The organism is Pseudomonas sp. R4-35-07 (assembly GCF_003852235.1).
Lineage (GTDB): Bacteria > Pseudomonadota > Gammaproteobacteria > Pseudomonadales > Pseudomonadaceae > Aquipseudomonas.
Genome location: NZ_CP027732.1, coordinates 3,699,321 through 3,724,899 on the forward strand (window position 1 = coordinate 3,699,321; position 25,579 = coordinate 3,724,899).

At 59.0% G+C, this 25,579-nt stretch carries 26 protein-coding genes; 9 read left to right on the forward strand and 17 right to left on the reverse strand.

All coding sequences use genetic code 11. The features are described from left to right. Positions 1 to 102: 102 nt before the first annotated feature. Genes C4J89_RS16840 through C4J89_RS16850 form a run of 3 tightly spaced genes read right to left on the reverse strand, consistent with a single transcriptional unit; the run spans position 103 to position 4,289 of the window. Positions 103 to 1,167: a lipocalin-like domain-containing protein gene (locus tag C4J89_RS16840; RefSeq protein WP_124415082.1), complete on the reverse strand. Its 1,065-nt coding sequence runs from the start codon at positions 1,165 to 1,167 to the stop codon at positions 103 to 105. Beyond that, complete coding sequence (locus tag C4J89_RS16845) at positions 1,157 to 3,619, reverse strand: ABC transporter permease (protein WP_124415083.1); 2,463 nt, start codon at positions 3,617 to 3,619, stop codon at positions 1,157 to 1,159. Before C4J89_RS16845 ends, C4J89_RS16840 begins: the two co-directional genes overlap by 11 nt. A gap of 1 nt (position 3,620) precedes the next feature. Next, complete coding sequence (locus C4J89_RS16850; RefSeq protein WP_124415084.1) at positions 3,621 to 4,289, reverse strand: ABC transporter ATP-binding protein; 669 nt, start codon at positions 4,287 to 4,289, stop codon at positions 3,621 to 3,623. Between the two features lie 280 nt (positions 4,290 to 4,569). Here C4J89_RS16850 and C4J89_RS16855 point away from each other — a divergent pair, with 280 nt between their 5' ends. The 4 genes from C4J89_RS16855 (at position 4,570) to C4J89_RS16870 (ending at position 9,513) form a co-directional block, all read left to right on the forward strand. Beyond that, positions 4,570 to 5,247 (forward strand): histidine phosphatase family protein, encoded by a 678-nt coding sequence (locus C4J89_RS16855; RefSeq protein WP_177413031.1) that lies wholly within the window; start codon positions 4,570 to 4,572, stop codon positions 5,245 to 5,247. Positions 5,248 to 5,434: 187 nt separating this feature from the next. Next, entirely contained in the window at positions 5,435 to 7,090 is a 1,656-nt protein-coding gene (arnT, locus tag C4J89_RS16860) for a lipid IV(A) 4-amino-4-deoxy-L-arabinosyltransferase (RefSeq protein WP_124415086.1), read from the forward strand. A 22-nt stretch (positions 7,091 to 7,112) separates the two neighbouring features. Continuing rightward, complete coding sequence (locus tag C4J89_RS16865) at positions 7,113 to 8,630, forward strand: glycosyltransferase family 39 protein (RefSeq protein ID WP_124415087.1); 1,518 nt, start codon at positions 7,113 to 7,115, stop codon at positions 8,628 to 8,630. Between the two features lie 577 nt (positions 8,631 to 9,207). Further along, positions 9,208 to 9,513 (forward strand): DUF6124 family protein, encoded by a 306-nt coding sequence (locus C4J89_RS16870; RefSeq protein ID WP_124371198.1) that lies wholly within the window; start codon positions 9,208 to 9,210, stop codon positions 9,511 to 9,513. A 384-nt stretch (positions 9,514 to 9,897) separates the two neighbouring features. On the opposite strand, the gene C4J89_RS16875 is transcribed toward C4J89_RS16870, so the two are convergent. The 12 genes from C4J89_RS16875 to C4J89_RS16925 form a co-directional block, all read right to left on the reverse strand. Next, entirely contained in the window at positions 9,898 to 10,758 is an 861-nt protein-coding gene (locus C4J89_RS16875; RefSeq protein ID WP_256681746.1) for a hypothetical protein, read from the reverse strand. Between the two features lie 110 nt (positions 10,759 to 10,868). Next, positions 10,869 to 12,020 carry a type III secretion protein gene (locus tag C4J89_RS16880; RefSeq protein WP_256681747.1) on the reverse strand — a complete coding sequence of 384 codons (1,152 nt, stop codon included), beginning with the start codon at positions 12,018 to 12,020 and terminating at the stop codon, positions 10,869 to 10,871. A 260-nt stretch (positions 12,021 to 12,280) separates the two neighbouring features. Continuing rightward, positions 12,281 to 13,213, reverse strand: a complete 933-nt coding sequence (locus C4J89_RS16885) for a pyridoxamine 5'-phosphate oxidase family protein (RefSeq protein WP_124415088.1) — start codon at positions 13,211 to 13,213, stop codon at positions 12,281 to 12,283. 80 nt (positions 13,214 to 13,293) lie between these two features. Continuing rightward, positions 13,294 to 14,178 carry a LysR family transcriptional regulator gene (locus tag C4J89_RS16890; protein WP_124415089.1) on the reverse strand — a complete coding sequence of 295 codons (885 nt, stop codon included), beginning with the start codon at positions 14,176 to 14,178 and terminating at the stop codon, positions 13,294 to 13,296. After that, on the reverse strand, positions 14,178 to 15,098 hold the full coding sequence (locus tag C4J89_RS16895; protein WP_124415090.1) for a LysR family transcriptional regulator: 921 nt from the start codon (positions 15,096 to 15,098) through the stop codon (positions 14,178 to 14,180). The genes C4J89_RS16890 and C4J89_RS16895 overlap by 1 nt, the downstream gene beginning before the upstream one ends. Positions 15,099 to 15,114: 16 nt before the next feature. Further along, entirely contained in the window at positions 15,115 to 15,741 is a 627-nt protein-coding gene (locus tag C4J89_RS16900; protein WP_124371204.1) for a glutathione S-transferase family protein, read from the reverse strand. 141 nt (positions 15,742 to 15,882) lie between these two features. Next, complete coding sequence (locus C4J89_RS16905) at positions 15,883 to 16,044, reverse strand: hypothetical protein (protein WP_256681748.1); 162 nt, start codon at positions 16,042 to 16,044, stop codon at positions 15,883 to 15,885. 248 nt (positions 16,045 to 16,292) lie between these two features. Further along, on the reverse strand, positions 16,293 to 17,204 hold the full coding sequence (locus C4J89_RS16910; RefSeq protein ID WP_124415091.1) for a DMT family transporter: 912 nt from the start codon (positions 17,202 to 17,204) through the stop codon (positions 16,293 to 16,295). Positions 17,205 to 17,211: 7 nt separating this feature from the next. Beyond that, complete coding sequence (locus tag C4J89_RS16915) at positions 17,212 to 17,877, reverse strand: 2OG-Fe(II) oxygenase family protein (RefSeq protein ID WP_124415092.1); 666 nt, start codon at positions 17,875 to 17,877, stop codon at positions 17,212 to 17,214. Continuing rightward, positions 17,870 to 18,319 (reverse strand): hypothetical protein, encoded by a 450-nt coding sequence (locus tag C4J89_RS27030; protein ID WP_218565835.1) that lies wholly within the window; start codon positions 18,317 to 18,319, stop codon positions 17,870 to 17,872. The genes C4J89_RS16915 and C4J89_RS27030 overlap by 8 nt, the downstream gene beginning before the upstream one ends. A gap of 11 nt (positions 18,320 to 18,330) precedes the next feature. Beyond that, a complete protein-coding gene (locus C4J89_RS27035) occupies positions 18,331 to 18,993 on the reverse strand; it encodes a ThiF family adenylyltransferase (protein ID WP_218565836.1) in 663 nt (220 codons plus the stop codon). A gap of 76 nt (positions 18,994 to 19,069) precedes the next feature. Further along, a complete protein-coding gene (locus C4J89_RS16925; RefSeq protein ID WP_218565837.1) occupies positions 19,070 to 19,171 on the reverse strand; it encodes a pantocin A family RiPP in 102 nt (33 codons plus the stop codon). Positions 19,172 to 19,693: 522 nt separating this feature from the next. On the opposite strand from C4J89_RS16925, the gene C4J89_RS16930 reads away from it, so the two are divergent. The 3 genes from C4J89_RS16930 (at position 19,694) to C4J89_RS16940 (ending at position 21,950) form a co-directional block, all read left to right on the forward strand. Beyond that, entirely contained in the window at positions 19,694 to 20,770 is a 1,077-nt protein-coding gene (locus C4J89_RS16930) for an aldo/keto reductase (RefSeq protein WP_124415093.1), read from the forward strand. A 73-nt stretch (positions 20,771 to 20,843) separates the two neighbouring features. Beyond that, complete coding sequence (locus C4J89_RS16935) at positions 20,844 to 21,080, forward strand: hypothetical protein (RefSeq protein ID WP_124363466.1); 237 nt, start codon at positions 20,844 to 20,846, stop codon at positions 21,078 to 21,080. Between the two features lie 39 nt (positions 21,081 to 21,119). After that, a complete protein-coding gene (locus C4J89_RS16940; RefSeq protein ID WP_124415094.1) occupies positions 21,120 to 21,950 on the forward strand; it encodes a 5'-nucleotidase, lipoprotein e(P4) family in 831 nt (276 codons plus the stop codon). 224 nt (positions 21,951 to 22,174) lie between these two features. Here C4J89_RS16940 and C4J89_RS16945 read toward each other — a convergent pair whose 3' ends face one another. Further along, complete coding sequence (locus C4J89_RS16945) at positions 22,175 to 23,476, reverse strand: IS4 family transposase (protein WP_124416039.1); 1,302 nt, start codon at positions 23,474 to 23,476, stop codon at positions 22,175 to 22,177. Positions 23,477 to 23,925: 449 nt separating this feature from the next. Here C4J89_RS16945 and C4J89_RS16950 point away from each other — a divergent pair, with 449 nt between their 5' ends. Continuing rightward, the gene (locus C4J89_RS16950; protein WP_124371210.1) at positions 23,926 to 24,483 is read left to right on the forward strand and encodes a helix-turn-helix transcriptional regulator; all 558 of its coding nucleotides are present in this window, start codon (positions 23,926 to 23,928) and stop codon (positions 24,481 to 24,483) included. Between the two features lie 86 nt (positions 24,484 to 24,569). After that, complete coding sequence (locus C4J89_RS16955; protein WP_124363469.1) at positions 24,570 to 25,142, forward strand: HD family hydrolase; 573 nt, start codon at positions 24,570 to 24,572, stop codon at positions 25,140 to 25,142. Positions 25,143 to 25,148: 6 nt separating this feature from the next. On the opposite strand, the gene C4J89_RS16960 is transcribed toward C4J89_RS16955, so the two are convergent. Then, the gene (locus C4J89_RS16960; protein WP_124363470.1) at positions 25,149 to 25,571 is read right to left on the reverse strand and encodes a RidA family protein; all 423 of its coding nucleotides are present in this window, start codon (positions 25,569 to 25,571) and stop codon (positions 25,149 to 25,151) included. Positions 25,572 to 25,579: the final 8 nt, after the last annotated feature.

Genomic DNA, 25,579 nt, shown 5'->3' on the forward strand with positions numbered 1-25,579 from the left:
ACATCCGGTCACCTGGGATGGACTGTAGGACACTACTGTTTATATGTACAGTATTTTCTCATTTTTTTGTCGGTCATGTCGGAGCAAGCCCGATGAAAAATCCTAGTACCCGGTCATCTCCAAATACCCCACCCCGCCGTCGAACTTCACCGGCCCTTCCCAATAGGGAATTCCCAGATTCATCCACGCCTTCGAGTTGACGGCTTCGGTAGTGATATCCAGGTGTTTGCCGGGAATTTTCAGCGACCAGCGCGTGGGGATATTGCGCCCCTCGATCTGGGTGGTGGTCAGCGGCGCCAGTTGGATATCGGCGTTATGCAAGGTCTCGGTACGGCCTTGCGCATCGATCCAGGTGCCGGTGAGGTAGCCGCCACCGTCCTTCTGCCGCACGCGAAACAGCATCAGGTGTTCGCCTCGGTCCAGGTGCAGGGAAAACCAGTCCCAACCGGTCTGGTTCGCGGCCAGTGGCTGGCTGCTCCATTCGCGGTCGAGCCAGGCGGGGCCGCTGACCTGGTAGGTCTGCCCGTCGATACTGAGGCTGCCGTTGGCGTTGAAGAACGGCTGGCTGTAGTAGTAGGACGCCTGGCCCTGGTCGGATTTGCGGCTGTAGCCGTTGTCGCCTTGCAGCACCAGCGGGCGGCTGGAGGTCAGCTGCAGGTCGTAGGCGAACTGCGCGCCATGGGCCTTGAGTTGCATGGCGGCCAACGGGTTGGCGGCGCCAGGGCGGGTGGCGAAGGTCCAGTCGTCGATCCAGGCGCTGAAGGGCTGCGCCTGCGCCCCGGCCTGGCCGACGCCACCCCGGGCGAAGCGCTCGGCGGCGGAGTGCCGGGTGGCGGAGGTGACGGCGGCATGGCCGAGCCAGATCGTGGGGTCGCGCCAGCCCGCTTGCGTCGGCCCCGCTTTCACGGCATTGCGAAACAGCGTCCATTGCACGCCGAAGGCATTGCCTTGGGCGTCCTTGAGGTTGGCGGTGACGTACCACCATTCAATGCGAAAGCCCGGATGGGGGCCGTGGTCTTCGGGGAAGCTGAAGACCTTGCCGGGCACCACTTGGACGAAGTCTGCCGCGTCGCTGCCCAGGCCGGCGAAGCTCTCCTGGGGCGCCGGCGCCTGGTCGCAGGCGCTCAGCAGCAGCAACACCGCCCACCCCAACGCTTTAATCTTCATGGGCAAAGGTCCTCAACAAATCCGCCGGGCGGCTGCGATACAGCTGCCACAACGGCCAGGCCGAGGCGAGCAAGGTGGCAAGCATCGCCAGCCCCATCAATTGCGCCAACTGCCACGGGAACATCTGCAACGGCAGGCGCCAGCCAAAGGCTTGCACGTTGATCACCGCATCCAGGCACCACGCCAGCAGCAGCCCCAACGGCAACGCCAGCATCAGGGTGAGCACCGCCAGCAGCCAGGTCTGGCCGAGGTTGAGCAGCATCAGTTGGCGCCGCGTCACCCCCAGGGCCCACAGCGGCGCCAGCTGGCCGAGGCGGCTCTGGCTTTGGGTCAGCAGGCTGATGAACAGCGCTACACCGGCCACGCCGAGGGTCAGGCTGTTCAACGCGGCGGTGGCGGCGAAGGTGCGTTCGAAGACCTGGCTGGACCAGCCCTTGAGTTGCTGTTGATCGACGATGCGGCTGTCTTCCAGGGCGAATTCACGCTGCACTTCACGTATCAGCGGCTGCACGTCCTGGGGCGCCACGCGCAAGTTGAAACGCACCGGTGACAGGCTCGGCCAATGCGCCAACAGGTGCTTGACGTTGACCAGCAGATGGCCCTTGGGGTTGCCGTAATCGGCGTAGATCCCGACGATTGTCGGCGCCCATGGGCCCTGGGGCGTGGGGACTTGTACCGTGTCGCCCAGCCGGACGTTCAAGCGTCGCGCCAATTGCTCGCTGAGCATCACGCTGTCGTCCTGCAGCAAGCGGTCCCAGGGCGTACTCGCTGCCTCCAGCAACGGCCAGTGCTGGCGATAGGTGGGGTCGTCGACCACGCCAAACACCTCCGCCGGCCAGCCTTGCAGTTGCACCGCGACCTGCCAGCTGGGCAGCACCGCACGCACCAGCGGCTGTTGCGCCAGCCACGCCTGCAGGTGCTGCGCCTGGGCCGGATTTTGCGGGTTGAGGTACAGCTCGGCGGTAAGGCGCTGTTCCAGCCAATTGTTGAACGTGCTGCGAAAACCCGAGGTCATCGAGCCTGCACCGATGTTCGCCGCCAGGGCCAACAGCAACGCCATCAATGCCAGGCTCAAGGCCGGCAGTTGCTGGCGGCAATCGGCCAGGAACCATTGGCCCAGCACCGAACGGCTGCGCCCCAGCACGCCCTTCAACAGCGCATTGAGCAGTACCGGCAAGCCGAGTGCGGCGCCCAGCAGCAAGGCCGCCATCAGTACGAACCCGGCGGCCAGGCTGTTGCCCCAGACCAGCGCCAGCAAGGCGATGAGCAGGGCCGCAGCTGCCACCCAGCCCTGGCGTCGCAACCAACGCCCGTGGGCCTCATGCCAGGCCTGGGCGTTGGCCAGCGCCAGCAGCGGCAAGCGTGCCGCACGCCACAGGCTGCTGGCCCCGGCGAGCAACGCACCGAGCAGGCTCAAGCCCAGGCCAGCCAGCCACCACCACGGGCTCAAGCTCAGTTGGCCGGCGACTTCGGCACCGTACAGGCCGCGCAAGCTGGCCGCGACATCCGGCAGCAACAGGCTGGCGAGCAGGTAACCGCTGGCCACACCGAGCACGCCGCCGAGCAACGCGAGGAACCCCAGCTCAACGCCCAGGCTCAGGATCAGCATGCGTGCGCTGACCCCGCAGGCGCGCAGGGTGCGCAGCAGGCCCCGGCGTTGCTCCAGGGCCAGGCCGATGGCCGCGTGCACGATGAACAGCCCCACCACAAAGGACAAAAAGCCCAAGGCGTCGAGGTTCAGGTGAAAGCTTTCGGTGAGGCGCGAAAGGTTATTGTCGTCGCCCTGCTTGAGTTGCAGCCCGGCGGGCGGCGTGGGATGAGCGGCGGCGAAGCGGTTGTCCAGGAGCAGGCGCGACAGCCGTCCATGCATGTCGAGCAAGGGCTGGGCAAAGCCGATGTCGGTGAGCAACATGCCGGGGGCCATGTCCGGCTGCACCTGCAACGGCGGCAGGCGTTGCCCGTTAGCCGTCAGTGGTTGTTCGCCTGGGCGCAAGCCAAGGGCCTGCAAGGTCTGCGCGGCAATCCAGGTACGCCCCGGCGCCTCGAAAAATGCGAGCATCTGCGCCTGGCTCAAGCGTTGCCCCGCCACGCTGCCGCTGCCGGGCAACGACACCGGCTCGATGCCCATCAACTGCAGGCGCTGTTCTTCATGCCCTTTGAGCACTATCCGCCCCTGCACCACCGGTGACACCGGCCAGCCAGCACGGCGCAGTTCGGCGAACAACGCCTGCGGGAAGCCGGCACCGTCCGGCGCACTCAGGCTGGCTTGCGGTGCGCCGCCGATCAATTGGCTGGCGCGCGCGTAGCCGTCCCGCGCCTGGCTGTTGAGGGCCTGCACCCCGGTCAATAACGCGGTGGCCAGCCACAGGCCGGTCAGCACGCTGAAAAACTGCACCGGGTGGCGCCGCCAATGGCTCAACAGCGCCCGCAGCGCCCAATGGAACACCGCCATCTCAGCGCGGGTCCATCGGCACGACGCGGCCGTGGTGCAGCACCACCTGCTGATCCAGCCGCGCGGCGAGACGCGGGCTGTGCGTGACCATCAACAGGCTGGTGGGGCTGTCGCGCAGCAGGTCGAGCAGCAGTTGCAGCACCTCGTCGCTGGTAGTTTCGTCGAGGTTGCCGGTGGGCTCGTCGGCCAAGAGCAGGCCGGGGCGCGACGCCAGTGCGCGCCCCACTGCCACCCGCTGTTGCTGGCCGCCCGAGAGCTGCTCCGGGTAACGCTTGAGCAGGTCGCCCAGCCCCAGGCGCTCCACCAACTGCGCCTGCCACTGCGGATCGAAACGCCCAGCCAGGCGCGCCTGGAACGCCAGGTTGTCCTCGACGCGCAAACTGCCGATCAGATTGAACTGCTGGAACACCAGGCCGATTTCGGTGCGCCGCCAATGGGCCAGTTGCCCTTCGTTGAGGCGATCAAGGCGCTGGCCGCCAATCAGGATGCTGCCGCCATCCACGCGGTCGAGCCCGGCCACCAGGTGCAGCAACGTGCTTTTGCCACTGCCCGACTCGCCCATCAGCGCCAGGCTGCTGCGCGCCCCCAGGTGCAGATCGACGCCTGCCAGTACGGCCAGCGGGCCTTGAGGGGTCGCGTAATGTTTAACAACACCTTCTACCTGCAACATCACCAACACTCGGGTTAAGGACTGCAAACGAGAATAACGGCTGCGGGGCCTTTCTACGCAATTTTTTCACATTGATTTCACCGCTTGCCCACTCCAAACACTTTAAATTCCCCACCCAAGCATGATTAACCTAACACTTCAAAGTTAATCAAAACGGTGTTTCTTAATATCCACATGTTCAGCTAAAAGACAGCAGCCGTATGACAGGCTTTTGCTCCACCAAGGGCGTCTGCCGTATTAGTTGCGCCTGTCTTTTAACAATAAACAATCACTCGTGCCAATGGTGAACTGCGTGGCAGACATTACCCTGACCAAACCCCCACGGGCCAGGTTAAAGCGCCTGAAGAAATTCCGCGTGCCAGTAGCAAGTATCATTGTGTTCGCACTGCTCTTGACCGGTTTTGTATTCTGGCCACGCTCACCGCAAGATCTGGGCATCGGCAACCGCCTGGTCACCTCCGGGGTGCTGGCCAGCTGGCGCAACGGTGACTTGATCGTGCTGGTGCGCCACGAAGAGCGCTGCGACCGCTCGCACAATCCCTGCTACGGGCCCGCCGACGGCCTGACGGTCAATGGCACGCAACGCGCGGCCGACCTGGGAAAAGCCTTTGAAACACTGGGCATGGAGCGCACCGACGTGCTCAGCAGCCCCACCACGCGCACTGCGCAGACGTCGTTGTTCATGTTCGGCAAGACCGAGCTGTCCCCTGGCCCCCTCGCCATCTGCGGTGATGCCATGGGCGAAGAAATCCTCAGCCATAAACAGGCGGATCGCGACCTGATGCTGATCACCCATAGCGCCTGCATGAGTGACTTCCAAGCCGCACTCGGCTACCCCCATGCGCAAGCCGCCGAGTATGGCAGCGCACTCTTCGTACAGGTATTGCCCAACGGCACACTCAAAGCAATCGGCACGATGAAAATCCAGGAATGGGCTGCCGCGCTGAAGCAACTTTAAATACAATTTTTTACATATTACCCAGTAGTGCGTTCAGCAAGACGACAGCCTGCGTCTGGCATTTTAAGTGCGCCTGTTAGTTCAGGACGCCCTAACTTTCCAATGAATTAGTGACCCTCTTAATGCCTGACGTCTTTAACTGTTCAAACTTCGCACGCACGACTGAACGCCATGGCGTGACACGGTCATGAGCCGATTGCAGCCCTTGCCTGTGCTATTGCTTGGCCTTGTGATGTTCTTCGTGCTGCCATTGGGTTTGCACGGTTTATGGATTCCGGATGAAACCCGCTATGCCCAAGTCAGCCAGGAAATGCTGATGAGCGGCAACTGGGTGGCGCCGCACTTCATGGGGGTGCGTTATTTCGAGAAGCCAGCTGCGGGTTATTGGTTGATCGCCCTGGGCCAGGCGGTGTTTGGCGAGAACCTGTTCGGCGTGCGTATCGCCTCGGTCCTGACCACAGCGCTGAGTGTGCTGTTGGCCTACGTGATTGCACGCCGCCTGTGGAACGAGCCGCGTAAAAGCTTCGCCTGCGCTCTGCTGTACATGAGCTTCGGCCTGGTGGCCGGGCAAGCGGGCTATTCCAACCTCGATCCGCAATTCACGTTCTGGGTCAACCTGAGCCTGGTCGCGCTTTGGTTTGCGCTCGACAGCGCCACCCCACGCAGTCGCCTGGGTGCCTGGGCTTTACTGGGGCTGGCCTGCGGCGTGGGTTTCATGACCAAGGGCTTTCTGGCGTGGCTGCTGCCGGTGCTGGTCGCCGTGCCCTACCTGGCCTGGCAACGTCGCGCCGGCGAGTTACTGCGGTACGGCCCTTTGGCGATCCTGGTCGCGGTGTTGGTCTGCTCGCCCTGGGCGTTGGCGATTCATGTGCAGGAACCGGATTACTGGCGCTTCTTTTTCTGGCACGAACACATCCGCCGCTTCGCCTCGGACACGGCGCAGCATGCGCGGCCGTTCTGGTTTTTCCTGCCGATCATGGTGGTGGCGTGCCTGCCCTGGTCAGCCCTGTTGCCCGTTACCCTGCTCAAGGCCTGGAAAGACAAACGCCAGCCCGCCATTGCCTTTCTCGCCCTGTGGCTGTTGCTGCCCCTGGGTTTTTTCAGCCTGAGCAGCGGCAAGCTGCCGACCTACATCATGCCGTGCCTGTTACCTTTGGCGCTGCTGATGGGCCATGCCTTGATCGACCTGATCAACCAACACAAGCCCCGTGCGATCTTCATCAACGGCGCGCTCAACTTCATCCTCGGCATGGCGGCCATGGTCACGCTGATTTACCTGCAGATCGCCAACCCGATCTACAGCAACAGCCACGCCGATATGTTCAGCCTGTCCCTGACCTTTATCGTGCTGCTCGGCTGGATCCTGGCCAACCTGCTGCAAGCAATGCGCCCGTTGACCTTATGGGCGATGCCGGCCCTGGGTATCGGCCTGCTGGTGGCGCTGCTACCGGCGGGCATGCCGCACACCATCGCGGCGAACGAAATGCCCGACCAGTTCGTGCTTGAACATCTGGATGAACTGCAACACACCCATGCTTTGCTGAGCAATGAACTGGGCTCGGCGTCTGCCCTGGCGTGGCGCCTGCGCCGGCCGGACGTGGCGTTCTACAACACCGCAGGCGAACTGCGCTACGGCCTGGACTACCCGGCTTCGCAGGCGCGCAAGGTCACCCTGGACAGCGTTCAGTCGTGGTTGACCGAGGCCCGCCGCCAGGGTTCGGTCGGCGTGCTGATGCGCGTCATGAGCACCAGCGAACACCTTGAGGAAGGCCAACTGCCGCCCGGTGGCAAGCGCTACCGCAAAGGCGACCTGGTACTGACGATTTACCCCCAACAACCTTGATAGCCTTTACAGGAACAGCCCAATGCGCTTGTGGAAAACCGAACGTGGCGCCCTGGCTTTATTGCTGGGTGTCTCGGCCTTGCTCCTGCTGCTGGGCCTGGGCAGTCGCGAGCTGTGGGGGCCGGAGACACGCTGGGCGAACATCGCCCTGCAAATGTTGCAAAGCGGTGACTACTTCGATCCGTACCTGAAGGGCACGCCCTATTACGACAAACCCCTGCCCTCCTACTGGCTGATCACCGGCTTTGCCAACCTGATGGGTGGCCTCGGGCCCTGGTCACTGCGCCTGTCCTCGGTGATCGCGGCCTGGCTGAGCATCTGGCTGGTGTACCTGATCGGCGAACAGCTGTTTCGCAAAGGCACCGGGCTGATCGCCGGCTGGATGCTCGCCACCACCTTCTACTTCCTGTTCTGGGCCCGCGTGGCCACGGCCGATGTGCTGACCGTGTGCGGCGTGCTGGCGGCGGTCTGGTGGTACTGGCGCGGGCCGGACGACACTCGTCTGGGCCGCTATACCGTATTTTTCCTGCTGCTGGCGGCCACGTCGCTGTTCAAGGGTCTGATCGGGTTCGTGCTGCCGGGACTCGCGCTGTTGCCGCACCTGCTCAGCGAACACCGCTACAAACGCCACCTCAACCTGCGGCTGGTACTGGCCCTGCTCATCGCCGGCGGGTTCTACGCCATTCCCTTCGGACTGTCCCACCTCTACGGCGCCCCCACCTACGGCGAGAGCGGCCTGGAATTGGTGTTTCGCGAAAACGTGGTGCGCTTCTTCGACCCCTTCGACCATATGGGCCCGATCTACACCTACCTGATCTACCTGCCGGTCTACACCCTGCCATGGGCGCCGTGCTGGATGCTCGGCGCGTGGCTCGCCCTGCGTCACTGGCACCGCACGCCGCCCAACGTACGCTGGCTGGTGTGGAGCCTGGGCCTGTTGTTCGTCTTCTTCACCGCCAGCGGCAGCCGACGTAGTTACTACGTACTGCCCCTGGTGCCCTTCGCCCAATTACTCGCCGCCTGGTGGCTGAGCGAGCACCTGCGCCAACACCCGGCCCGTTGGCCGCGCTGGCAAACAGGCTTCGGCCTCGCCGCAGGCTTGATGGTGTTGGTGCTGGGCGTGATCTACCCCTGGACCACGCGCAACGGCGGCGTGACCCGCTTCGCCGAGAACGTCCAAGCCCAGGCGGTGAAGAGCGCGCCCTGGAACCATTGGCAACTGGTACTGGTGGAAGTCGACAACAAGTTGCCGATGTACCTGCAGAACGGCGGCAAACCGTTCTACTACGTGAGCGAAACCCAAGACTTCCCGCGCCAGGGCGACAGCGCCGCGTTCATGGCCTGGCTGGAAAAGACCAGCGGCCAGGGGTTTGATCCAAGGCACACGATTATCGTCGCGCAGTACTCCAAGGAAGATCCCGCGCCGCTGGCGTTTCTGGGGGTTGATCACCAGGTGGTCACGACGCAACCGGATAATGGGGAGCGGTTGTTTCAGAAGCGCTCGGGGGGGAGTGTGGCGTTTATTCCTGCTGGGCATTGAGACGCGGGCAATGCATAAGCGAGCACGGCCACTGTTGGGTCACACAATAAAAGACCGGGCCGCTTCGCGCCCCAGCGGGAGCAAGCTCCCTCGCCACAGGGGACCGAGAGGTGTCAGGGCTGCCTGCGATCGTTCCCACGCTCAGCGCGGGAATGCAGCCCGTGACGCTCTGCGTCACCTGTAGGCAGTAGCGGTTGGCGAGACGCGGAGCGTCCCAGGAGGCGTTACCACGCAGAGCGTGGGAACGATCCCCTGTCGTTCACCCGCTGAAACATTTTCAAAGGGCCAGCAAGCCACATCTCTTTAAATTGCAGGACGTTTCCGAGACAATCCCCGCCGCCTTGTGCCGGTTGGAATCGGTGGCTAGTCTGCGGCCTGTCACTGCTCATCAGTGATCGGGTTTAGTCGCTCGGTATGTCACAAGGCGCATGGTCACATGGAGTTTTATGGTGGCTGTGCGCAGGGCGCCTTCGGGCGCGCCGGATTTCCTTGTGGCCGGTCGACTAACCTGCGTACAGCCGCCACCTTCGTTTAGTCGCGAGAGGCGTCGGCTCCAATACTCACAAGGAGCTACACCATGAACAAAGTCCTCCCCGATCCACCCTTCGATCCCGCCAAAGACCGTGCCGCGTTCAACCGGGCCATCGACCATTACCTGCCCACCCAAGGATTCCACAGCGTCAACGAAGACCTGAGCTTCGAAGATGCCCTGCTCTACACCGCCAGCTTGCTCGACAGCGCTTCGGCGACGGCGTTGGATTGCGGCGAGCTGCTTAGCAGCCCCGAGCGGGCGAAGATTCTGGCGGTGTGGCACTTGCTGGAGATTGCCAAAACAACCGTGGATCGCTCTATCGAGTGCATGAAGCCTTCGAAAACGGCCTGATATGCAATATTTTCGTCGGCTGTCAGGCCGCCATCGGAGGCAAGCCCCAATGCCAGTCAGTTAAGGCTTTTTTGTAGGAGCGAGCTTGCTCGCTCCTACAGTGGCATTGGGGCAAGTCCCCACAGTTGGATCGTGGAGTCTCAGTTGGATACCCGGCGGTTATCAAGCCCACCCGCCAAGGCGATCGTTCCCATGCTCCGCGTGGGAAAGTAGCCCGTGACGCTCTGCGTCACCTGTGTCCAGTAGCGGTTGGCGGGACGCGAAGCGTCCCAGGAAGCGTTACCACGCAGAGCGTGGGAACGATCCCATGTGGTTCACCCGCTGAAATCTTTATACCGCGCTGGGCGGCGCGTGGGGCGAGCCACCGAGCCTGGCGGTCGCACGCTAGAGCAGTTTCAGTCCAATGACTGAATGGCGGTTCCAGTCGCGCTTATCCAGTTGCTGTTTGTACCCATAACTGTCCAGAAAGCCGTCCACCACCGCCATTGAGTGAAACGCGTCGGCGATCGTGCCGATAGCCCCGTCCATGAAGTCCTGGAGGGTTGCGGGCGCAACGAAGTCCTTTAAGCCCAGGCGTCGCAGGGCCTGCCCCGGATACTCACCGTCATTCAACGTGCGCATGGCGGCGGCGAAGCTCTCATTGGCCTCGCCGTCATTATTTTCGAGATACGCGCGCTTGGCGCTCACGGCATATAAGAACTGCGCATTGACCAGTACATCATTGGGTCGGTCGGCGCCGAAGTTCGCGCCGGCCCGGGCCTGTTTCAGCTCATCATGGGTGATGTCCAGCTTGAAGCCATCACGCATGACGACACGATAGCCGGTGTTGATGGCGTGTATGGACGTGTAAATACCGTGGGGGTTGTGACCGAACTTCATCATGGCGGCTTTGATGGCGGATACCGTCACGCAATTGCCTTCGGTCAACTGATAGAAGCTCTGGAAAATATCCTTGGGTTTGGCGCCCGTATTCGCAGGTGTGCCTTTCAGAAACTCGTCACGGTTTACATCACGCTTATCGACGCGCCGTTCATTCAGATTATCAAGGGGGGACGGTGAGGGTTTTACGTCGACTTCCGGTTTAAGCCGCGCCGCTAAAAGCGCCAATAAACGTTCCAACTCTCCCACCAGGTTATTCAACTGCTCGGCTGCTCCGGCGGGTGCAGCCTCATTTGCAGCACCTGAAGAAATTACCGTACCACTCGCCTCGGCGAAGCCAGGGACAGCATACTTAACGTTAGACACTAACATCCACAATCACTCGCATAGCTGACTTAAAAAAGGCGCATAAACACTCAGCGCCATGAACACTACGGCCACTGTTCTAATGAGAATAAGCAGATAAATATGTGGTTTTACTCAACTTGATCGCGAAGCGTTACAACCTTCAACGACGGCGAAACGGGCTGGTTGTATAACTGCCCCTCCATGACCCCATCAAAGAGCGCACCATTCTTGTGTCGCTCGCCCTTGTCCAATGGCACCCCGACGCGCGCGCCCAGTGCACTGGCGTCGATGATCTGCATATGTTCTTTGAGGCCCAGGTACGACAACGCTATACCGCCGCCGATGCCCTGTGCCGCTGCCGCCAGCACCCCCGGATAAGTACGGTGGGCGTGGTAAGCGCTGTCCTTGCCATAAATGCTGTAGAACGGGTCCGTTGCATTGTTGCGCGCCTGCTCCAGGTGCTGACGCTTGCTCATTACCCCAAACAGAAATTGCGCGTCCTTGACCATGCCTTCATCACCGCCACTGAATTTCGCCGCCTTGGCCGCCAGTTGCAGCTCTTCACCGGTGATATGCAGTTTGAAGCCGTCTTTCATCGTGACGTTATAGCCATCCCCACTCTTGACGACGTGCGTGAACACCCCGGTTGGACTTTGCCCGAAGGTGGCCATGGCCACCTTGATCGCCGCCACGTGTTCTTCTCTGCCCGTGGTGCCCAGGTAGGGAAAGTTCTCATAGGTGGCGCGCAGCCCGTTGCGTATATCGTCGGGTTTTTGCCTTGGGGCTTTTTCAGACAAAAACGTGTTCGACGGCTCGCTGTTTTTATCGGAAAACATTTCAATAAGTTCAGTATCGAAAGCGTTTCGGCTACTGGCCAGATCTGACCGATTCATGAACGGTGCCAGTTGTTCTTTCCATCGGCTTTTACCGGGCTGCACAGTCTCAGGCGTTGGCACGACGTCGATCTGGGGTTTGGGAATGATATTCACGAATGGTTTGGGTATTACGGCCACCGGGGGGGGTGGGGCGGGTGGCGTATTCTGCTCGTTCATCCATGTTTTAAGCGTTGTTACGAGCGTATTGAGCAAGGTCAACAGTTCAGCTGTTCCCCGATCATTACCACCCGGCTGAACTGTTCGAGCAATCGCCTGATGAGCCGGTACTTGTCCGAAGCGATTGAGTCGATCGGACGTTGACGGCCCCTGTGTGTTATCAAACTGCTCAGAAGTTGCATAGGCGGAATAAGCCTGTTTAGTGTCAGACGTGTTAAGCGTGACCATCTTGTTTAGCCTCATTTATCAGAAGGAGTCCTCATGCGTGGCAAGCCAGTGGGAAACGTTCCTGATATCAGAGGCGTAACAGGTAACAACGTCCTTCTATTTCAGCTGATTTCTATCGGACAATTCCTCAACGGCGACGTTTTCATCCGAACAGTCCTCAGCGTAATTCCAGCTGCCACAAATGAGCCAGCTGAACCGCCGCTATCGGGGGCAAGCCCCCTCCCACATTTGACCTCCAGCGCCGGGCAGACCGCGCCTGGCTACCAGCTTCCCATCGCCAGGCTATAGGGCGAAAACTCGGCGAACTGCCAGCGCAAGGCCAATGCTGCCGGACGGCGGACCACCTGTTCCACGGTCACCGTCCATAACCGCTGCGCCCCTTTGAACTCGGCCACTTGCGGCCCGCTGAGGATCAGCGAAGTACGCCCGGCCACTTGCAGCACGTCACCCGATTCAAAATCAATGAACAACAACCCCGCCACCGGGTTGGTTTGCAGGTTGCCGAGGGTGTTGAAGAACAGGTTGCCGGCAAAATCCGGAATGGTCAGCACATTGCCCTCGACCCGCACAAAACCGGTGCTGCCGCCGCGATGGGAAACATCCACCGAGCGCTCGCCGTGCAGGTCGACATAACTGGCGACGAAGAAGGTGTCGGCATTGCGGATCATTGTGTGTGCAGCGCCATCCAGGCTGTCGCTGCACTCAGCCACGCTGCCAGGTTTGCGCGCAATGGTATCGACAGGTCGCAGTTGGATGTATTTGGGACAGTTGCCGAAGCTCTGCACCACGTCCACCGCAAAGCCGTCGTGATCCAGCGCGCCGATGCGCCCATTCATACGATTGCGACGGCGTGTGTTCAGGTCGATACCGAGCACGCCGACGGCCGCGCCGACCGTTAGCCCCGCCCGGGCGGGGTCGCTTTTGCAGGGCAGGCTGTCGATTTGCAACCGCTGCGGATCAGGCGAATGCGCGAAGCCTGGCGCGCCTTCGAGCATCGTTGCCCATGGAATGCCGTGTTCATCCACCACTCCCAGCATCAGGTAAGGCAGCAAGGGAAAGAAATCGCGATGCTGCTCCGGCAGGTGATCGCGTATGACCTTGGGGCCGATCACGGCCATGCGTTCGGCCACGCCGGCACTTTCCTGCAGTTGCCTTTCGCCGCTATGCCAGGGGGATACTTCGATCGCGTTCATGGCGTTCACCTCTCGTTGTGATAGCTGAATGCTGCGCCTGACCTGTCGCCGAGAGAATGACCACCCCAGGCAATCCACTGTTACGCCAACTGAAACGCCGGGTGCTCGCGCAAGGCCGCTACACAGTCATCGACAAAACTGCGCACGCGCATGGACGCATGGCGACCTTCGCGATACACCACCTGCACCGGTACCGCAGGCAATTCAAAGCCAGGCAATACGCGAAGCAGCCGGCCGCTCAGCAAGTGCTCGTGCACCGGGTAGCTCAGGCAACGCAGCAGCCCTGCCCCCGTTAAGGCCGCATTAATGGAACCCTGCACCGTGGCGCAGCGCAGCCGTGCGCGGGCCTTGAGCTGATAGTGCGCGAAGTCCCATTGCACCGGGTCGGCATTGGCGATCAAATGATGCTGCTTGAGGGCGGCGGGATGCTGCGGTTCTCCGTGGGCGGCCAGGTAACCGGGGCTGGCGCAGAGGATATGCCGCACATGCCCCACCGGCCGTGCGATCAATGACGAGCTGGGCAACTCGCCTACCAGCACCGCCACGTCCAGCCCTTCTTCGTGCAGGTTCGGGTAGTAGTCGTGGTAGTGGGCGACCACACGCACCTGCGGGTAACGGTCCATATACGCGGCCAGTACCGGCGCCATCACATAGCGGCTGAACAGCAACGGCAAGAATACCCGCAGATTGCCCTGGGCCTGGCTATGCAACCCTTTGGCCGAAGCTTCAGCCGCCTCCACCGCAGCCAGCAGCCGCACACAGTCGGCCATGTAGGCATCGCCCGCGTCGGTCAGGCTGACCCCACGGGTACTGCGCTGCAACAACGTTACGCGCAAACGCCCTTCCAGACGTGCAATCGCCCGCACCAGGGTCGGGCCGGAGACCTGCGCCAAGCGCGCCGCCGCCGCCAGGCTCGGTTGCCCGGCCAGCGCCGCGAACAACTGCATATCGCGATAACGCTCCATCAGTCGCGCGGCTTTATCAGCGGTTTCAGGGCCGCGTCATGCCCCAGCCGATCGGCAAGGAAATCGACGAAGGTGTGGACCTTGGCCGGCACTCGCCCGTTGTTCTGGAATACCACCTGCACCGGCAGCGCTGCCGGCTCGAAATCCTGCAGCACAAGCTCCAGCTCACCCGCCGCCACCGCCGCCGCCACCTGATAGGACAGCACCCGCGTCATGCCCCAGCCCAGGCGCGCCAGGTTGATTGCGGCGTTGTTCGCAGTGACCACCAGGCGCGGTTCGATAGCTACCGTCAGCGCCTGGCCGGCGTCGACAAACGCCCATTCATCCAGGCGTTGGCTGGCGGATGAGGCCACGATCTTCGCTTGACGCAAGTGTTCAGGCCGTTGGGGTCGCCCATGCCGGTCGAGGTAAGCGGGCGACGCGCACACCACCCGGCGCACTTCGCCGACCTTGATCGCCTGCTGCCCCGGCTCGTGCAGATGACCGATGCGCACGGCCACGTCGACGCCTTCGTCGCTCATATTGACCACACGGTCGACCAGCAGCGCATTGATGTTCACCTGGGGAAAGCGGTCGAGATAATCGCCCAGCGTCGGCGCCACGAACAGCTCGCCGAACAGCACCGGGGCGGTCACGTTCAGTTGCCCGCAGGGGATCGAATAACTGCCCGCTGCCGCTTCCTCGGCCTCGTCCAGCTCGGCGAGGATACGCCGACAGTCTTCCAGGTAACGCTGCCCGGCTTCGGTCAAGTGCAGGCTGCGGGTGGTGCGCGCCAGCAGCTGGGTGCCGATGCGTTGTTCCATGGCGGCAATCGCCCGGGTCACGCTGGGCGGCGAGGTGTTCAGACGCCGTGCGGCGGCGGCAAAGCCGCCCTCGTCGGCCACCGCGAGGAACACCTGCATTTCATGAAAACGGTCCATCGACGCCCCTTGCTGGTTACTCTGATTGCAGACCCGCCGCCGTGCGCGGCATGCCGACGAAACCCGGCAGTGCTTCAATGCTGGCCAGCCAGGCGCGCACCTGAGGATAGTCGGCCAGCGACACATTGCCTTCCGGCGCATGGGCCGTATAGGTGTAGAACGCGATATCGGCAATGCTCGGCGAATCGCCAGCCAGGAAGCGGCTCTCACCCAGTTGCTGCTCCATTACGTTCAGCAGTGCATGGGCACGGTTGATGGCGACGTCCGCGTCCACGTCGGCGCCAAACACCGTGGCCAACCGCGCCGTGGCAGGCCCGGCATGCAACTGACCGGCCGCAGCCGAGAGCCAACGCTGCACCCGTGCCTGCCCGACCGGATCAGCGGGCAACCACTGGCCGTTGCCATAGGTGGCGGCCAGGTAGACCAGGATGGCATTGGAGTCCGCCAGTATTGTCCCGCCATCGTCGATCACCGGCACTTGGCCGAAGCGGTTGAGGGTGGCGATGAATTCGGGCGATTTATGCGCGCCTTGCTTGAGGTCCACCAGGATAAATTCCATAGGCAGGCCCAGCAGGGACAGCATCAGCTCGGCTCGATGGGAGTGGCCGGACAGGGGGAAACCATACAGTTTGATTGCGGGCATGACGGACTCCAGAGCTTTGTCGACCGGATATCGTGTCGATGGCTGCAATCTTCTTATGTACCAACCGCCAGCGGAATTACCAGATTGTACAATCCAGCATTTCAGATAATGAAACAATAACGCGATTCCGCGCTGACGCTGCTAGCCGGCAGTCAGATAAGCTCCCTGGAATTCGAGTGCGCGAATCCTGCGGTAATCCGCCTCGATCACCACTGGGTCGGTATGAACCAAATACACCGTGCCCGGCTGACTGAATACATCCTGGGTCACGCCGATCGGCTGGCCGTTCTCAACGTAAAACACTGCCTCGAAAAACGACTCGACTGCTCATGGGTTTCCGCACATTTAAGTGCAGCGGTCAAATCGCATGATTCCATTAGCTCGACAAGATTATCGCGGCGCAAAGCATTGAGTGTTGCTAGAGGCTGGATTCGTGCAGCTATAGGTGCGATTTCCCACCAAGTGATTGATCCCAGTCAGCTGGCTTTACCGCATGGCGTAACAGGTGATCCTTATAGAAGTGCTGATTGACTGGATCAATAGCCCCAGTGTCATGTTGCCGCCTGATTGGTTTTTGAAATTAATGCAGGTCTAACAATATTTACTATCAATGCACTGATTAGAATTAATGAAAAACCGATCATTGTGCTAGTTGATGGCGTCTCACCGAAGTAAGCTATAGCTAGTATTATAGAAATAATCGGAGAGAATAACGTTGCGTAGCTCGCATATTCTGCATTCTGAAGCTTGATCAAATAAAACCAAATATAAAATACGATCGCCCCTCCTACAACCCCCATAAATAAAATTGAAGCAACAACAGGTAATGAAAAACTCCTGGAAAATTTTATGATTTCGGTAGGCCAACTTATAAATAGCGGAGATACCAAGAAAACGCAAAGGCAACCGAATGTTACCTGCCAGAACACTTTTACCCGGAAATCCACATTGGTCTCTAACCTTTGTGAGATGATAGAACCGATCGACCAAGCTATTGCGCTTGACAGAATGATAAGGTGGCTCGAAGAAAACTCAAAACTACCTATTATCAGCCCAACCCCTGATAAACAAAAAGCTAGCGAAGCAATAGAAAAAGCATCTAGTTTCCTATTCAGGATCATCGCAAAAAAAGATGTAAAACAAGGCATTGTGTAAATGAGAGACGTAGAGTCGGAAATACTTAAGCGCTCCAAGGCTATATTGTTCAAAACTGGGACGAGGAAAACATTAGGAACGGCGATGATGAAAAATTTAAAATAGAGTACAGGCTCTAAACTTATGCCGATTCTATTTACTGGGTTCCAAAATATTGCGTAGAGGAAAAGAACGCTGATAGAAGCGCATGCCAATCGAAATGGCCAAGCGCCCATAGCTTGAACACCTATTTTGGAAACTGGCAAGCCAGCCCCCCAAATTAGGGCCATGCCAGCGATAAGAAGCAAACTTTTTTGAAATGGCGACATAATTTAATTAACCATAACGAGCAATGAGAGCGATCCTGGTTTGATCCGGATTAGCTGTTACCATTGATACAAAATGCGGAACTTTTCGCTGTGAAGTATCGAACACAAATAGCTGGCCGTAAGTTGGCGTCAATGTATCATTAACCGACGAATGGGTTTTATTTAAAATGAAGGTAAGCCCGCCAAAATTCGGATTCCATTGGGGTGTTATGTTCAGTGCTATTCCAAGATTTGAACCTGGGTCGCAATGAGTTGTTAAAAAATCACCTTGGTCGAAACGATTTATGTAGCGAGCCTCCATTGCTCCAATTGTTCGTTCTGATAGCTTCGATAATAATTCTAGAAAATCGTCTCTCATAAGGTAATCATCGAAGAGTTTCATTGCCGGATGAACCGGTGCACCCTCCAATTCGACCAGCCTGCGAAAGCTAAAAGCAAAACCTCCCTCATGGTATATTTTAAGTGCGTCGGCTTTAGCATGCTTTAAACGCGAGTGTGGCACGCTGTATGGCAAATCAACTTCTTCAGTAGAATTGCGGATTATATACGTCCAATCTTGTTCTTCGATGCTTGCGCACGCATCTTTACAGCCATGCACAAGGTCTGGAATGCGTGAACATAGATCGATTGAGCAGTAACCTCGCTCTCTAAAGCACTGTGATTTCTTATTCATGTTCGAAGACGGTCTCTTCTCGCTTATCCAGGGTTTGCATTGATAGATAAATCCTCTTACCTATTACCGTTGGCAGATCGTAGCCAGTAATATGCTTGACGATTTGATCGCATGCTAATCCAGCCATTGCTGACAAGGAGGGAGCGCTTTGCCACGCATTAACTGTCCGATCCCCATCCAAAAAATTATGCTTGAGCCGAGCTCGCTGAAATTTCTCTATATTAGATTTACTGCTGTAATAAGTTTGTCGTGCGGATTGTTTTACATCTTCGAAAGATTTGTGTGACCCATCATTTAGGTATAACGGCCCAATGGATATTTCAAGCGGGTCTCCTCCTAACTCCATTACTGGAATGCCACGCTCTTTGGCCATAGTGTGGATCACTTCTTCTGGTGTGTGTTTTCGATAATAGCCCAAGCTTGCCCAAGCAAGTACGATCAAATCAACACCGTCTAATAGCTTGCTAATTTGTGAGGGTCTGGAGCAACAAATTCACAAAAGGCTTCCACTATTACATTAGGATTGTACTCATAAATTCTTTCTTTGGCCGCTGACACCTTCTCTTTTCCAACATCTGAAGTAGTGTATAAAATTTGACGATTTATGTTAGATAATTCGACGTCATCACCATCAACCAAGCGCAGTTTTCCTATGCCGGCCATTGCAAGAAGTAGAGAACACCAAGTCCCCCAACCTCCCATTCCAAACATAACGACGCTGCTGGACTTTAGACGCTCCTGATAAATTTGCGAATGTACATGTCCCTTGTCGATCAGCGAAAATTGAAGCATTTGACGGTCATATCGCTCGACCTCTTCACTCGTCAACGCATTTGAAAAAAAAGCGTTATCTTCTAGCAGATTCATCTCATGAAGTATTGCGATAAAGCCGGTGAGGTCCTGCTCAGAGACCTCAATATCCTGATGCCCTAACTCTTTGGCAATCTGCGGCACTGTGCGGGTTCCATCCAACTTCCCTAGCACATCTTTCACCCACTCTGGCGGTGCAACAATGATCTTAGATACTCCCGGAATCTCTCCGATGCAAATATCACCGTCCTCAGCCAGTATGATGTGATGTGATCGCTTGATAAGAGGCTTGGTGTTGGTATTCATACGAGGACTCGCAATTATTTTTGGCATAAAGAAAGGGGCTGCAGTAAGCAACCCCTTACCGAGAAACGTAACTTAATTAATCTTCCAGTTCGATCTCTTCGCCTTCAGAATACATAGCTTTCTCCTCAGAGATAGCCGATACGCGCTCTTCAAGCTCTTCAAATTGTACGTTCTGCATGATTCACCTCGCTCACTTATAAATTAAATTAGTTCAAACCATACGTCGCTCAACGCATTTAATGTATAGAACAAGAATTGATATTCTGCGGCGTTACTTTGTTGCCAAATACTTCAGCTTTCCTAAAATAGTATTTTTAATTCCGAATGATATTGCGGATTAGACTTCCTGTCAGATACTCAGAAACTACATCTCATGTTAATTATTAGTACGCACACCAAGGAACTTTCCTACGGCACTTTTAACTTACAAGCGCACTCCTCAAACCGCTCCTGCAAAGTCCGATGACTGCCCGAGAACCACCGGTGGTACGTCAACAGCATTACCCCTGCAGTGCCCAACGCCGACGCTGCCGCAAAAATCAATCACGAGTCGAACCGCGCCAGTCCTTATACCGGGGAGGCGGTGGGAATCCTGATTGCCTCACCAACAACCCGTGGCGCGAAGTTTTCATAAAAAAATTCAAACTATCGCCACCCTCATCGTTCACACCTTCACGTGCAACGCAAAGTAGGAGGCAACATGCAATACCGACAACTGGGTCATTCCGGCCTGCTGGTCTCGGAAATCATCCTGGGCACCGTGCCGTTTGGCGGTCGTGCCGAGTTCGAGAAATGCGGTGCGGTGGACGTGCCCCAGGCCAGGCGTATGTTCGATATCGCGTTCGACGCCGGGGTGAATATGATCGACACCGCCGACCTTTACTCCCATGGCCTGGCCGAGGAAGTGGTCGGTAAAGCCCTGGGCGACAAGCGCAACGACATCCTGCTGGCAACCAAGGGCCGCAGCCCGGTGGACCAGAACCCGAACAATTCCGGCTCATCGCGCTATCACTTGATTCGCGCCTGTGAAGCCAGCCTGAAGCGCCTGGGCACCGACCATATCGATTTGTACCAACTGCACAACTGGGACGGCCTGACGCCCATCGAGGAGACGCTCGAGGCGCTGCGCCTGTTGGTGGGTTCGGGCAAGATCCGCTACTTCGGCACCAGTAACTTCACCGCCTGGCAAATGATGAAAACCCTGGGCAAGGCCGAGTTGCACGGCATGCTCAAGCCGATCACCCAGCAGATCTACTACACCCCCGAATCCCGCGAGGCCGAGTACGAGCTGCTGCCGCTGGCATTGGACCAACAGGTCGGCACGCTGGTGTGGGGGCCGATGGGTGAAGGCCTGCTGACCGGCTCGACGCGGCGCGGACATAAGCCACCGGCCAATACCCGCCAGGGCAGCGACTGGCCGGAACCCTACGTGCACGACCAGGAACGCGCGCTGGACATCATCGAAACCCTGGCTGCCGTGGGCGATGAACACGGGGTCTCGGTGGCGCGCACTTGCCTGGCGTGGCTCAAGGATCGCCCGGGGATCACCTCGCTGATCGTCGGCGCCCGCACCGAGGCGCATCTGCGCGACAACCTTGCCGCCACCGAGCTGAAGCTGACCGAGGAACAATCCTCACGTATCGAGGCCGTGACGCGTCGCCAGCCGCTGTATCCGTACTGGCACCGGTTTACCGCAGGGATCGATCGCTTCGATCCGGCGGAGCAGCCGTTCCTTGCCGAGCATCAAAAAACCATGGATGCGCGCGAGGACAAATAGCCCTTCGGCGACACACTGCCGTTTAATAGGTGGGAGAGGCCCGTGCCCTCTCACCTTGATCAAGGAGACAGCTTTGATCGCGCAAATCATGATCGCCGCCCTCGGCGTCGTCGCTATCTGGTTCAGCCAAAGCAAACGCCTGCACGTTCGCCGCTACGCCTGCCTGTTCGGCATGGCCGGCCAGCCGTTCTGGTTCTGGTCGTCGATCAATGCCGAGCAATGGGGCATCGTGCTGCTCAGCTGTTTCTATACGGTGGCGTGGGCCAAGGGCATCAAGACCCATTGGATTGATCGCAAGGCCGATGGGTAGCGCTTATGATTGAGCCTACCCATCGCTGAGAGCCTTTCAATGCGCAACCTGATTTTCGCCAGCGCCTGCCTTTTATCCATTGCCCTCACCGGCTGCCAGCAAACCCCACCGGCCAACGACCAGCTCGACGCCGTACTCTGGACCCAGACCTCCATCGAGCACGAGCTGATCTACCGCCAGCTGTTCGCCAATGCGACCCGCCAACTCGATGCAGCGCTGGCCGATCCTACCTGGGACGCCCTGCCCTTGCGTGCCCGGGATTTGAAAGGATTGCCCCCGGCCGTGGTGGTCGATATCGACGAAACCCTGCTGGACAACGTGCCGCTCAATGCCCGTGACATTATCCATAACCAGGTCTATTCCTATGACCGCTGGAACACCTGGGTCGATCAAGCCAAGGCCCAGGCGCTGCCCGGTTCGGTGGCGTTCCTGCAGGCGGCCCGGCAAAAAGGCATTGAGGTCTATTACCTCACCAACCGCGAACACAGCCAGGTGGCAGCCACGGCGAGAAACCTGCGCTTGCGTGGTTTCCCGATCGAGCGCGACGAACAGATCCTGGCCGCCAGCACCCCCATCGGCCATTGCGAAAGCGCCGGCTACGGCAAGACCTGCCGGCGCCAATGGGTCGCCAGCCACGCGCGCGTGCTGCTGATGGCCGGCGATTCCCTGGGGGATTTCGTACAGGCCGAGCACAACACCCTGGCGGCCCAACGCAAGGCAGTGGCGCCCTATGTGAACTGGCTGGGGCAGCGCTGGTTTCTGCTGCCCAATCCGACTTACGGCAACTGGTACAGCGCGCCGTATGGGGATAATGAAACGTTGCCATTCGAGCAAAAGCGCAGGCTTAAACAGCAGGCGTTGCAGTTGTAGTCCGCCGGCTTGTCCATAGGTATCTACACAACGTTGGCACGGCCCTAAACCTGTGACGGCTCAGGAGCCGAAGCCTTTCTAACTGATACCCCGCGACCTAAATGTGGGAGGGGGCTTGCTCCCGATGGCGGCCTGACAGCCGACCAGGATGTTGGATCAAGGCAAGTACATATCCGTTGCTGCGGTAACGGCGGCTTAGGGTTCCGCCCTTACGGCCAGCCCTTTCAAGGTCTTTTGATTTTAGCGGCCTTGAGCACCCGATCCGTCGACACATGGGCATTCGCGGCTTTGCCTTCCAGCCATTCCTTGGGTTTAGGCACCTTCGGCCCCCTTTTGCTTTTGACGACCGCTTTGGGCTGGATATTTCGAGCAAGTGCAAGCAGGTATTGAGCCAGCCCCGCTGCGGGGATAGGGATGGATAAATATTCTGGCAAGGCTATTTGCATCCCCTCGTAACCGCTGCGTACCTGCACCGTCAGGTGAAAAATCGATGCTTCCCAATCGTCGGGCAGAGTTTGGCGATGAGCCTGTTCGACGCTGCGTTTGAGCACGGCCAGAACGTTGTAAGCCAACACCGCCGATGCAAATCCCAACAGGGCTGCCTTAGGGTTGCCCAAGGTTTCGATTTCACTGTCCAACACCGCTTCCAGGCGCTGGAACATCCCTTCGATGCTCCAACGACGGCGGTACAAATCGGCGATTTGCTCAGCACTGATAGAGTCGGGCAAGTTGCTCCAGAACAGCAGCGTGGTGTCGCCGGATTCGGTGGGGTTTTGCAGGCTCAGTTCGACTCGCCGCCACTGGCGTCCACCTTTTACTTCGATGATTTGCTCACGCACGCTGCCTGCCGCGACCGCAACAGGCAGCTGCCAGTCGCTTTCCTTAAGCAGGCGTGGATGTTTGCTCTGTTCGCGAATGATGAACGAGGCCCCGGTATCTTCGCAGGCCTCCATGACTGGGAGCGTGCAGTAGAGTCGATCAGCCATCCACAGTTGCCCCGCGTTGGCCTTTTCCAGCAACGGCAGCACGCTGACGCGTTCGCTGGCATAGGCATCTTCACAAGGCTGAAGATCAACGACCTGGTCCAGATCGGGGTCGTAAACCACAACGGAAAAACCAGGCCGGGCGGCGCCTCGTTCACGGCGCAAAGCGCCCAGACGCTTTTCGCTGGAAGGCAGGTGGTTACCGTCAACGACCCGTAGTTGCCAACCAGGCAAAATGGCTGTGTGCCCCAGTTCTTTTATCGTCGGTGCCAAACGCTCTGCGCTACCGGTGACCAAGGCGCGCAGTAGCGCAGGCTCTGTACGACTGACCTTGTCATACAGCGCCGCCAAGCTGACAGGAAGATCTTCCATCTGTCGCGCGGCGGCATGCAGCGAAGGTCGCAAACCCAATGAAACAAGGGACATCAGTTCAACGATGGTTGAAAACAAAAGCTCTCGTGGGTACTGCCGCTGACGGTGCTCTTCGAATATCTGGTCGACCCATTCAGCAGGAACAGCCTGCTCCAATATCACTCTGGTCATGACACTGGCCGGTGCTTTTTTCTCAAACCGCGCTAGAACCTCTGCCCACATCGCTTTCGTCACCCTGATCGGAGTTTTGCGGGATTTTATCAAAGACCTTGAAAGGGCTGGCCCTTACGGCGGCTCACTTTGGAAAAGCCCCAAAGTAAGCAAAGGGCTCTTGCCCCACCACTCGGCACCTCGCCTAGGCTCGGTGTGCCCGTAATCCGACATTGATTTGGGGGGCCGCCGCCACGCGCCATCCATGGCGCGGGGCGGCTAAACCGGCATCCCTGCCGGTTTACCCCCCAAATCAATATCGGATTACGGCCAGCGTGGTTTAACGGGGCGCCTAGATCAAAAGCAAGATCACGAGCAAGAGCGGCTCGCTTCGCATCGTGGTTACCGTAGGCTGCTAAAAAGTTGTGTAGATTACCTATGTCACTATGTCATTGACGAGGAAACGCGAAATGCCCGCCCTGATACTCCAGCCCGCCATTCCGGGCATTGCGCTGCGCCGATGGCGCCTGTTACACCGCGTCAAGCAAACCCATGCCGCACAGATGTTCAACGTAAATCAATCGACGTTGTCCCGCTGGGAGAATGGCCTGCAAGCCATGGACGCCGCCGCGCACCAACAGCTGGAACGGTTGCTGTCCGCTCGGCTTGACACCGCAGCTGATCAGGCCCTGGCTGGGCTGGTCAGAGACAGCTCGCGCGCCGTACACCTGGTGTGCGACCTGACGCACCGCCTCCTGGCTTGTTCGCCCTCCCGCGCCGCCCAGTTCAGCCGCCCATTGGTCGACTTGATGGGCCAATCGCTGTGGCGTTATGCGACAGCGGAAATCCGCCAGGTGGAAGCTGCGTTGGATCACACCGGCTGGCGCGAGAACCAGGCGCCGCCGGCGCTTCAATTCAGCACCGGCAGCAACGACTCCAGCCTCGTGCCGATCCGCCCGAGCCTGTGTCGCTGGACACGCCTGATCCTCAGCGATGGCAGCGCCGCGCGTCTGGTCGAGACGCTCTGACTGGCCTCGCGCATTTTTTATGCGTGGACGCACCGCGCCAGCGCACCTAGGCTTACCTGCATCATCAACCTGATGGAGGCAGCGTCATGGACTTCGAGAAAATCAAAGGCCGCCTCGACTTTCTGCGCGAAGCCGAGAAGCTCAAGGACGTGCTCAGAAGCGCCCACACCGCTTCGGGACGCACGGAAAGTACCGCTGAACACAGTTGGCGCCTGTGCCTGATGGCGATGGTGTTCGCCGATCAACTGCCCGGCCTGGACCTGCTTAAAATCCTCAAGATGTGCGTGATCCATGACTTGGGCGAAGCCATTAACGGTGACATTCCAGCAGTCAGCCAGGCGGCGTTTCCCAACAAGGGCGAGCAGGAGCGGCGCGACCTGCTGCAGTTGACCCAAGCCCTGGATGAGCCGCTGAAAAGCCAGATCCTGGCGCTGTGGGATGACTACGAGAACGCGCTGTCGCCGGAAGCCAAAGCCGTCAAGGCGATGGACAAGCTGGAGACCCTGCTGCAGCACACCCAGGGCCTCAACCCGCCGGATTTCGATTACGCTTTCAACCTGGCGTACGGCAAGAAACATACGGATGCGGCGCCATTATTCGAGGCGCTGCGCGCGTTGATCGACCGTTCTACCCAGGAACGCCTCGACGCCGCGCAGTAACTGACATCACCCGGCCCTGGCCGCCACCGCCTCCACTTCCACCAATGCCCCAGGCAGGGGCAGCGCCACCACCTGCAAAGCGGTGCGTGCCGGTTTGTTCGGTTGTTCGGGGGTGCCGAAGAACTGCGTGTAACCACGCTGCAGCCCGGCGAAATCCAGCTTGCCGTCGGTTTCAGCGGCGCCGACCAGAAACACCCGCAACTGCACGATATCGCCCAGGTCCAGGTCCTGCTGCTGAAGGATTTTGCGCAGTTTGTTGAACACCGAAACCGTCTGCACTTCGGTGTTGCCGTAAACCCCAGGGACGTTCGGGTCGGCAAGGTCTGGCAGTGTGCCGCTGACGAAGATCAGGCTGGCCGAGGCCGGTACGGTCACGGTTTGCGAGATGGGGAAATCGCCGACGCTGGTGCGTTGGATACTGTCGCTCATGGTGTTGC

What these genes read in the sequence shown, in the direction of transcription:
- C4J89_RS16915 (WP_124415092.1), bottom strand. Translation starts at nt 17,877, where the DNA reads ATGAATAAGAAATCACAGTGCTTTAGAGAGCGAGGTTACTGCTCAATC.
- arnT (WP_124415086.1), top strand. Translation starts at nt 5,435, where the DNA reads ATGAGCCGATTGCAGCCCTTGCCTGTGCTATTGCTTGGCCTTGTGATG.
- C4J89_RS16900 (WP_124371204.1), bottom strand. Translation starts at nt 15,741, where the DNA reads ATGCCCGCAATCAAACTGTATGGTTTCCCCCTGTCCGGCCACTCCCAT.
- C4J89_RS16930 (WP_124415093.1), top strand. Translation starts at nt 19,694, where the DNA reads ATGCAATACCGACAACTGGGTCATTCCGGCCTGCTGGTCTCGGAAATC.
- C4J89_RS16945 (WP_124416039.1), bottom strand. Translation starts at nt 23,476, where the DNA reads ATGACCAGAGTGATATTGGAGCAGGCTGTTCCTGCTGAATGGGTCGAC.
- C4J89_RS16880 (WP_256681747.1), bottom strand. Translation starts at nt 12,020, where the DNA reads ATGGTCACGCTTAACACGTCTGACACTAAACAGGCTTATTCCGCCTAT.
- C4J89_RS16955 (WP_124363469.1), top strand. Translation starts at nt 24,570, where the DNA reads ATGGACTTCGAGAAAATCAAAGGCCGCCTCGACTTTCTGCGCGAAGCC.
- C4J89_RS27035 (WP_218565836.1), bottom strand. Translation starts at nt 18,993, where the DNA reads ATGAATACCAACACCAAGCCTCTTATCAAGCGATCACATCACATCATA.
- C4J89_RS16940 (WP_124415094.1), top strand. Translation starts at nt 21,120, where the DNA reads ATGCGCAACCTGATTTTCGCCAGCGCCTGCCTTTTATCCATTGCCCTC.
- C4J89_RS16845 (WP_124415083.1), bottom strand. Translation starts at nt 3,619, where the DNA reads ATGGCGGTGTTCCATTGGGCGCTGCGGGCGCTGTTGAGCCATTGGCGG.
- C4J89_RS16840 (WP_124415082.1), bottom strand. Translation starts at nt 1,167, where the DNA reads ATGAAGATTAAAGCGTTGGGGTGGGCGGTGTTGCTGCTGCTGAGCGCC.
- C4J89_RS16890 (WP_124415089.1), bottom strand. Translation starts at nt 14,178, where the DNA reads ATGGAGCGTTATCGCGATATGCAGTTGTTCGCGGCGCTGGCCGGGCAA.
- C4J89_RS16960 (WP_124363470.1), bottom strand. Translation starts at nt 25,571, where the DNA reads ATGAGCGACAGTATCCAACGCACCAGCGTCGGCGATTTCCCCATCTCG.
- C4J89_RS16925 (WP_218565837.1), bottom strand. Translation starts at nt 19,171, where the DNA reads ATGCAGAACGTACAATTTGAAGAGCTTGAAGAGCGCGTATCGGCTATC.
- C4J89_RS16850 (WP_124415084.1), bottom strand. Translation starts at nt 4,289, where the DNA reads ATGTTGCAGGTAGAAGGTGTTGTTAAACATTACGCGACCCCTCAAGGC.
- C4J89_RS16950 (WP_124371210.1), top strand. Translation starts at nt 23,926, where the DNA reads ATGCCCGCCCTGATACTCCAGCCCGCCATTCCGGGCATTGCGCTGCGC.
- C4J89_RS16865 (WP_124415087.1), top strand. Translation starts at nt 7,113, where the DNA reads ATGCGCTTGTGGAAAACCGAACGTGGCGCCCTGGCTTTATTGCTGGGT.
- C4J89_RS16895 (WP_124415090.1), bottom strand. Translation starts at nt 15,098, where the DNA reads ATGGACCGTTTTCATGAAATGCAGGTGTTCCTCGCGGTGGCCGACGAG.
- C4J89_RS16910 (WP_124415091.1), bottom strand. Translation starts at nt 17,204, where the DNA reads ATGTCGCCATTTCAAAAAAGTTTGCTTCTTATCGCTGGCATGGCCCTA.
- C4J89_RS16870 (WP_124371198.1), top strand. Translation starts at nt 9,208, where the DNA reads ATGAACAAAGTCCTCCCCGATCCACCCTTCGATCCCGCCAAAGACCGT.
- C4J89_RS16855 (WP_177413031.1), top strand. Translation starts at nt 4,570, where the DNA reads ATGGTGAACTGCGTGGCAGACATTACCCTGACCAAACCCCCACGGGCC.
- C4J89_RS16885 (WP_124415088.1), bottom strand. Translation starts at nt 13,213, where the DNA reads ATGAACGCGATCGAAGTATCCCCCTGGCATAGCGGCGAAAGGCAACTG.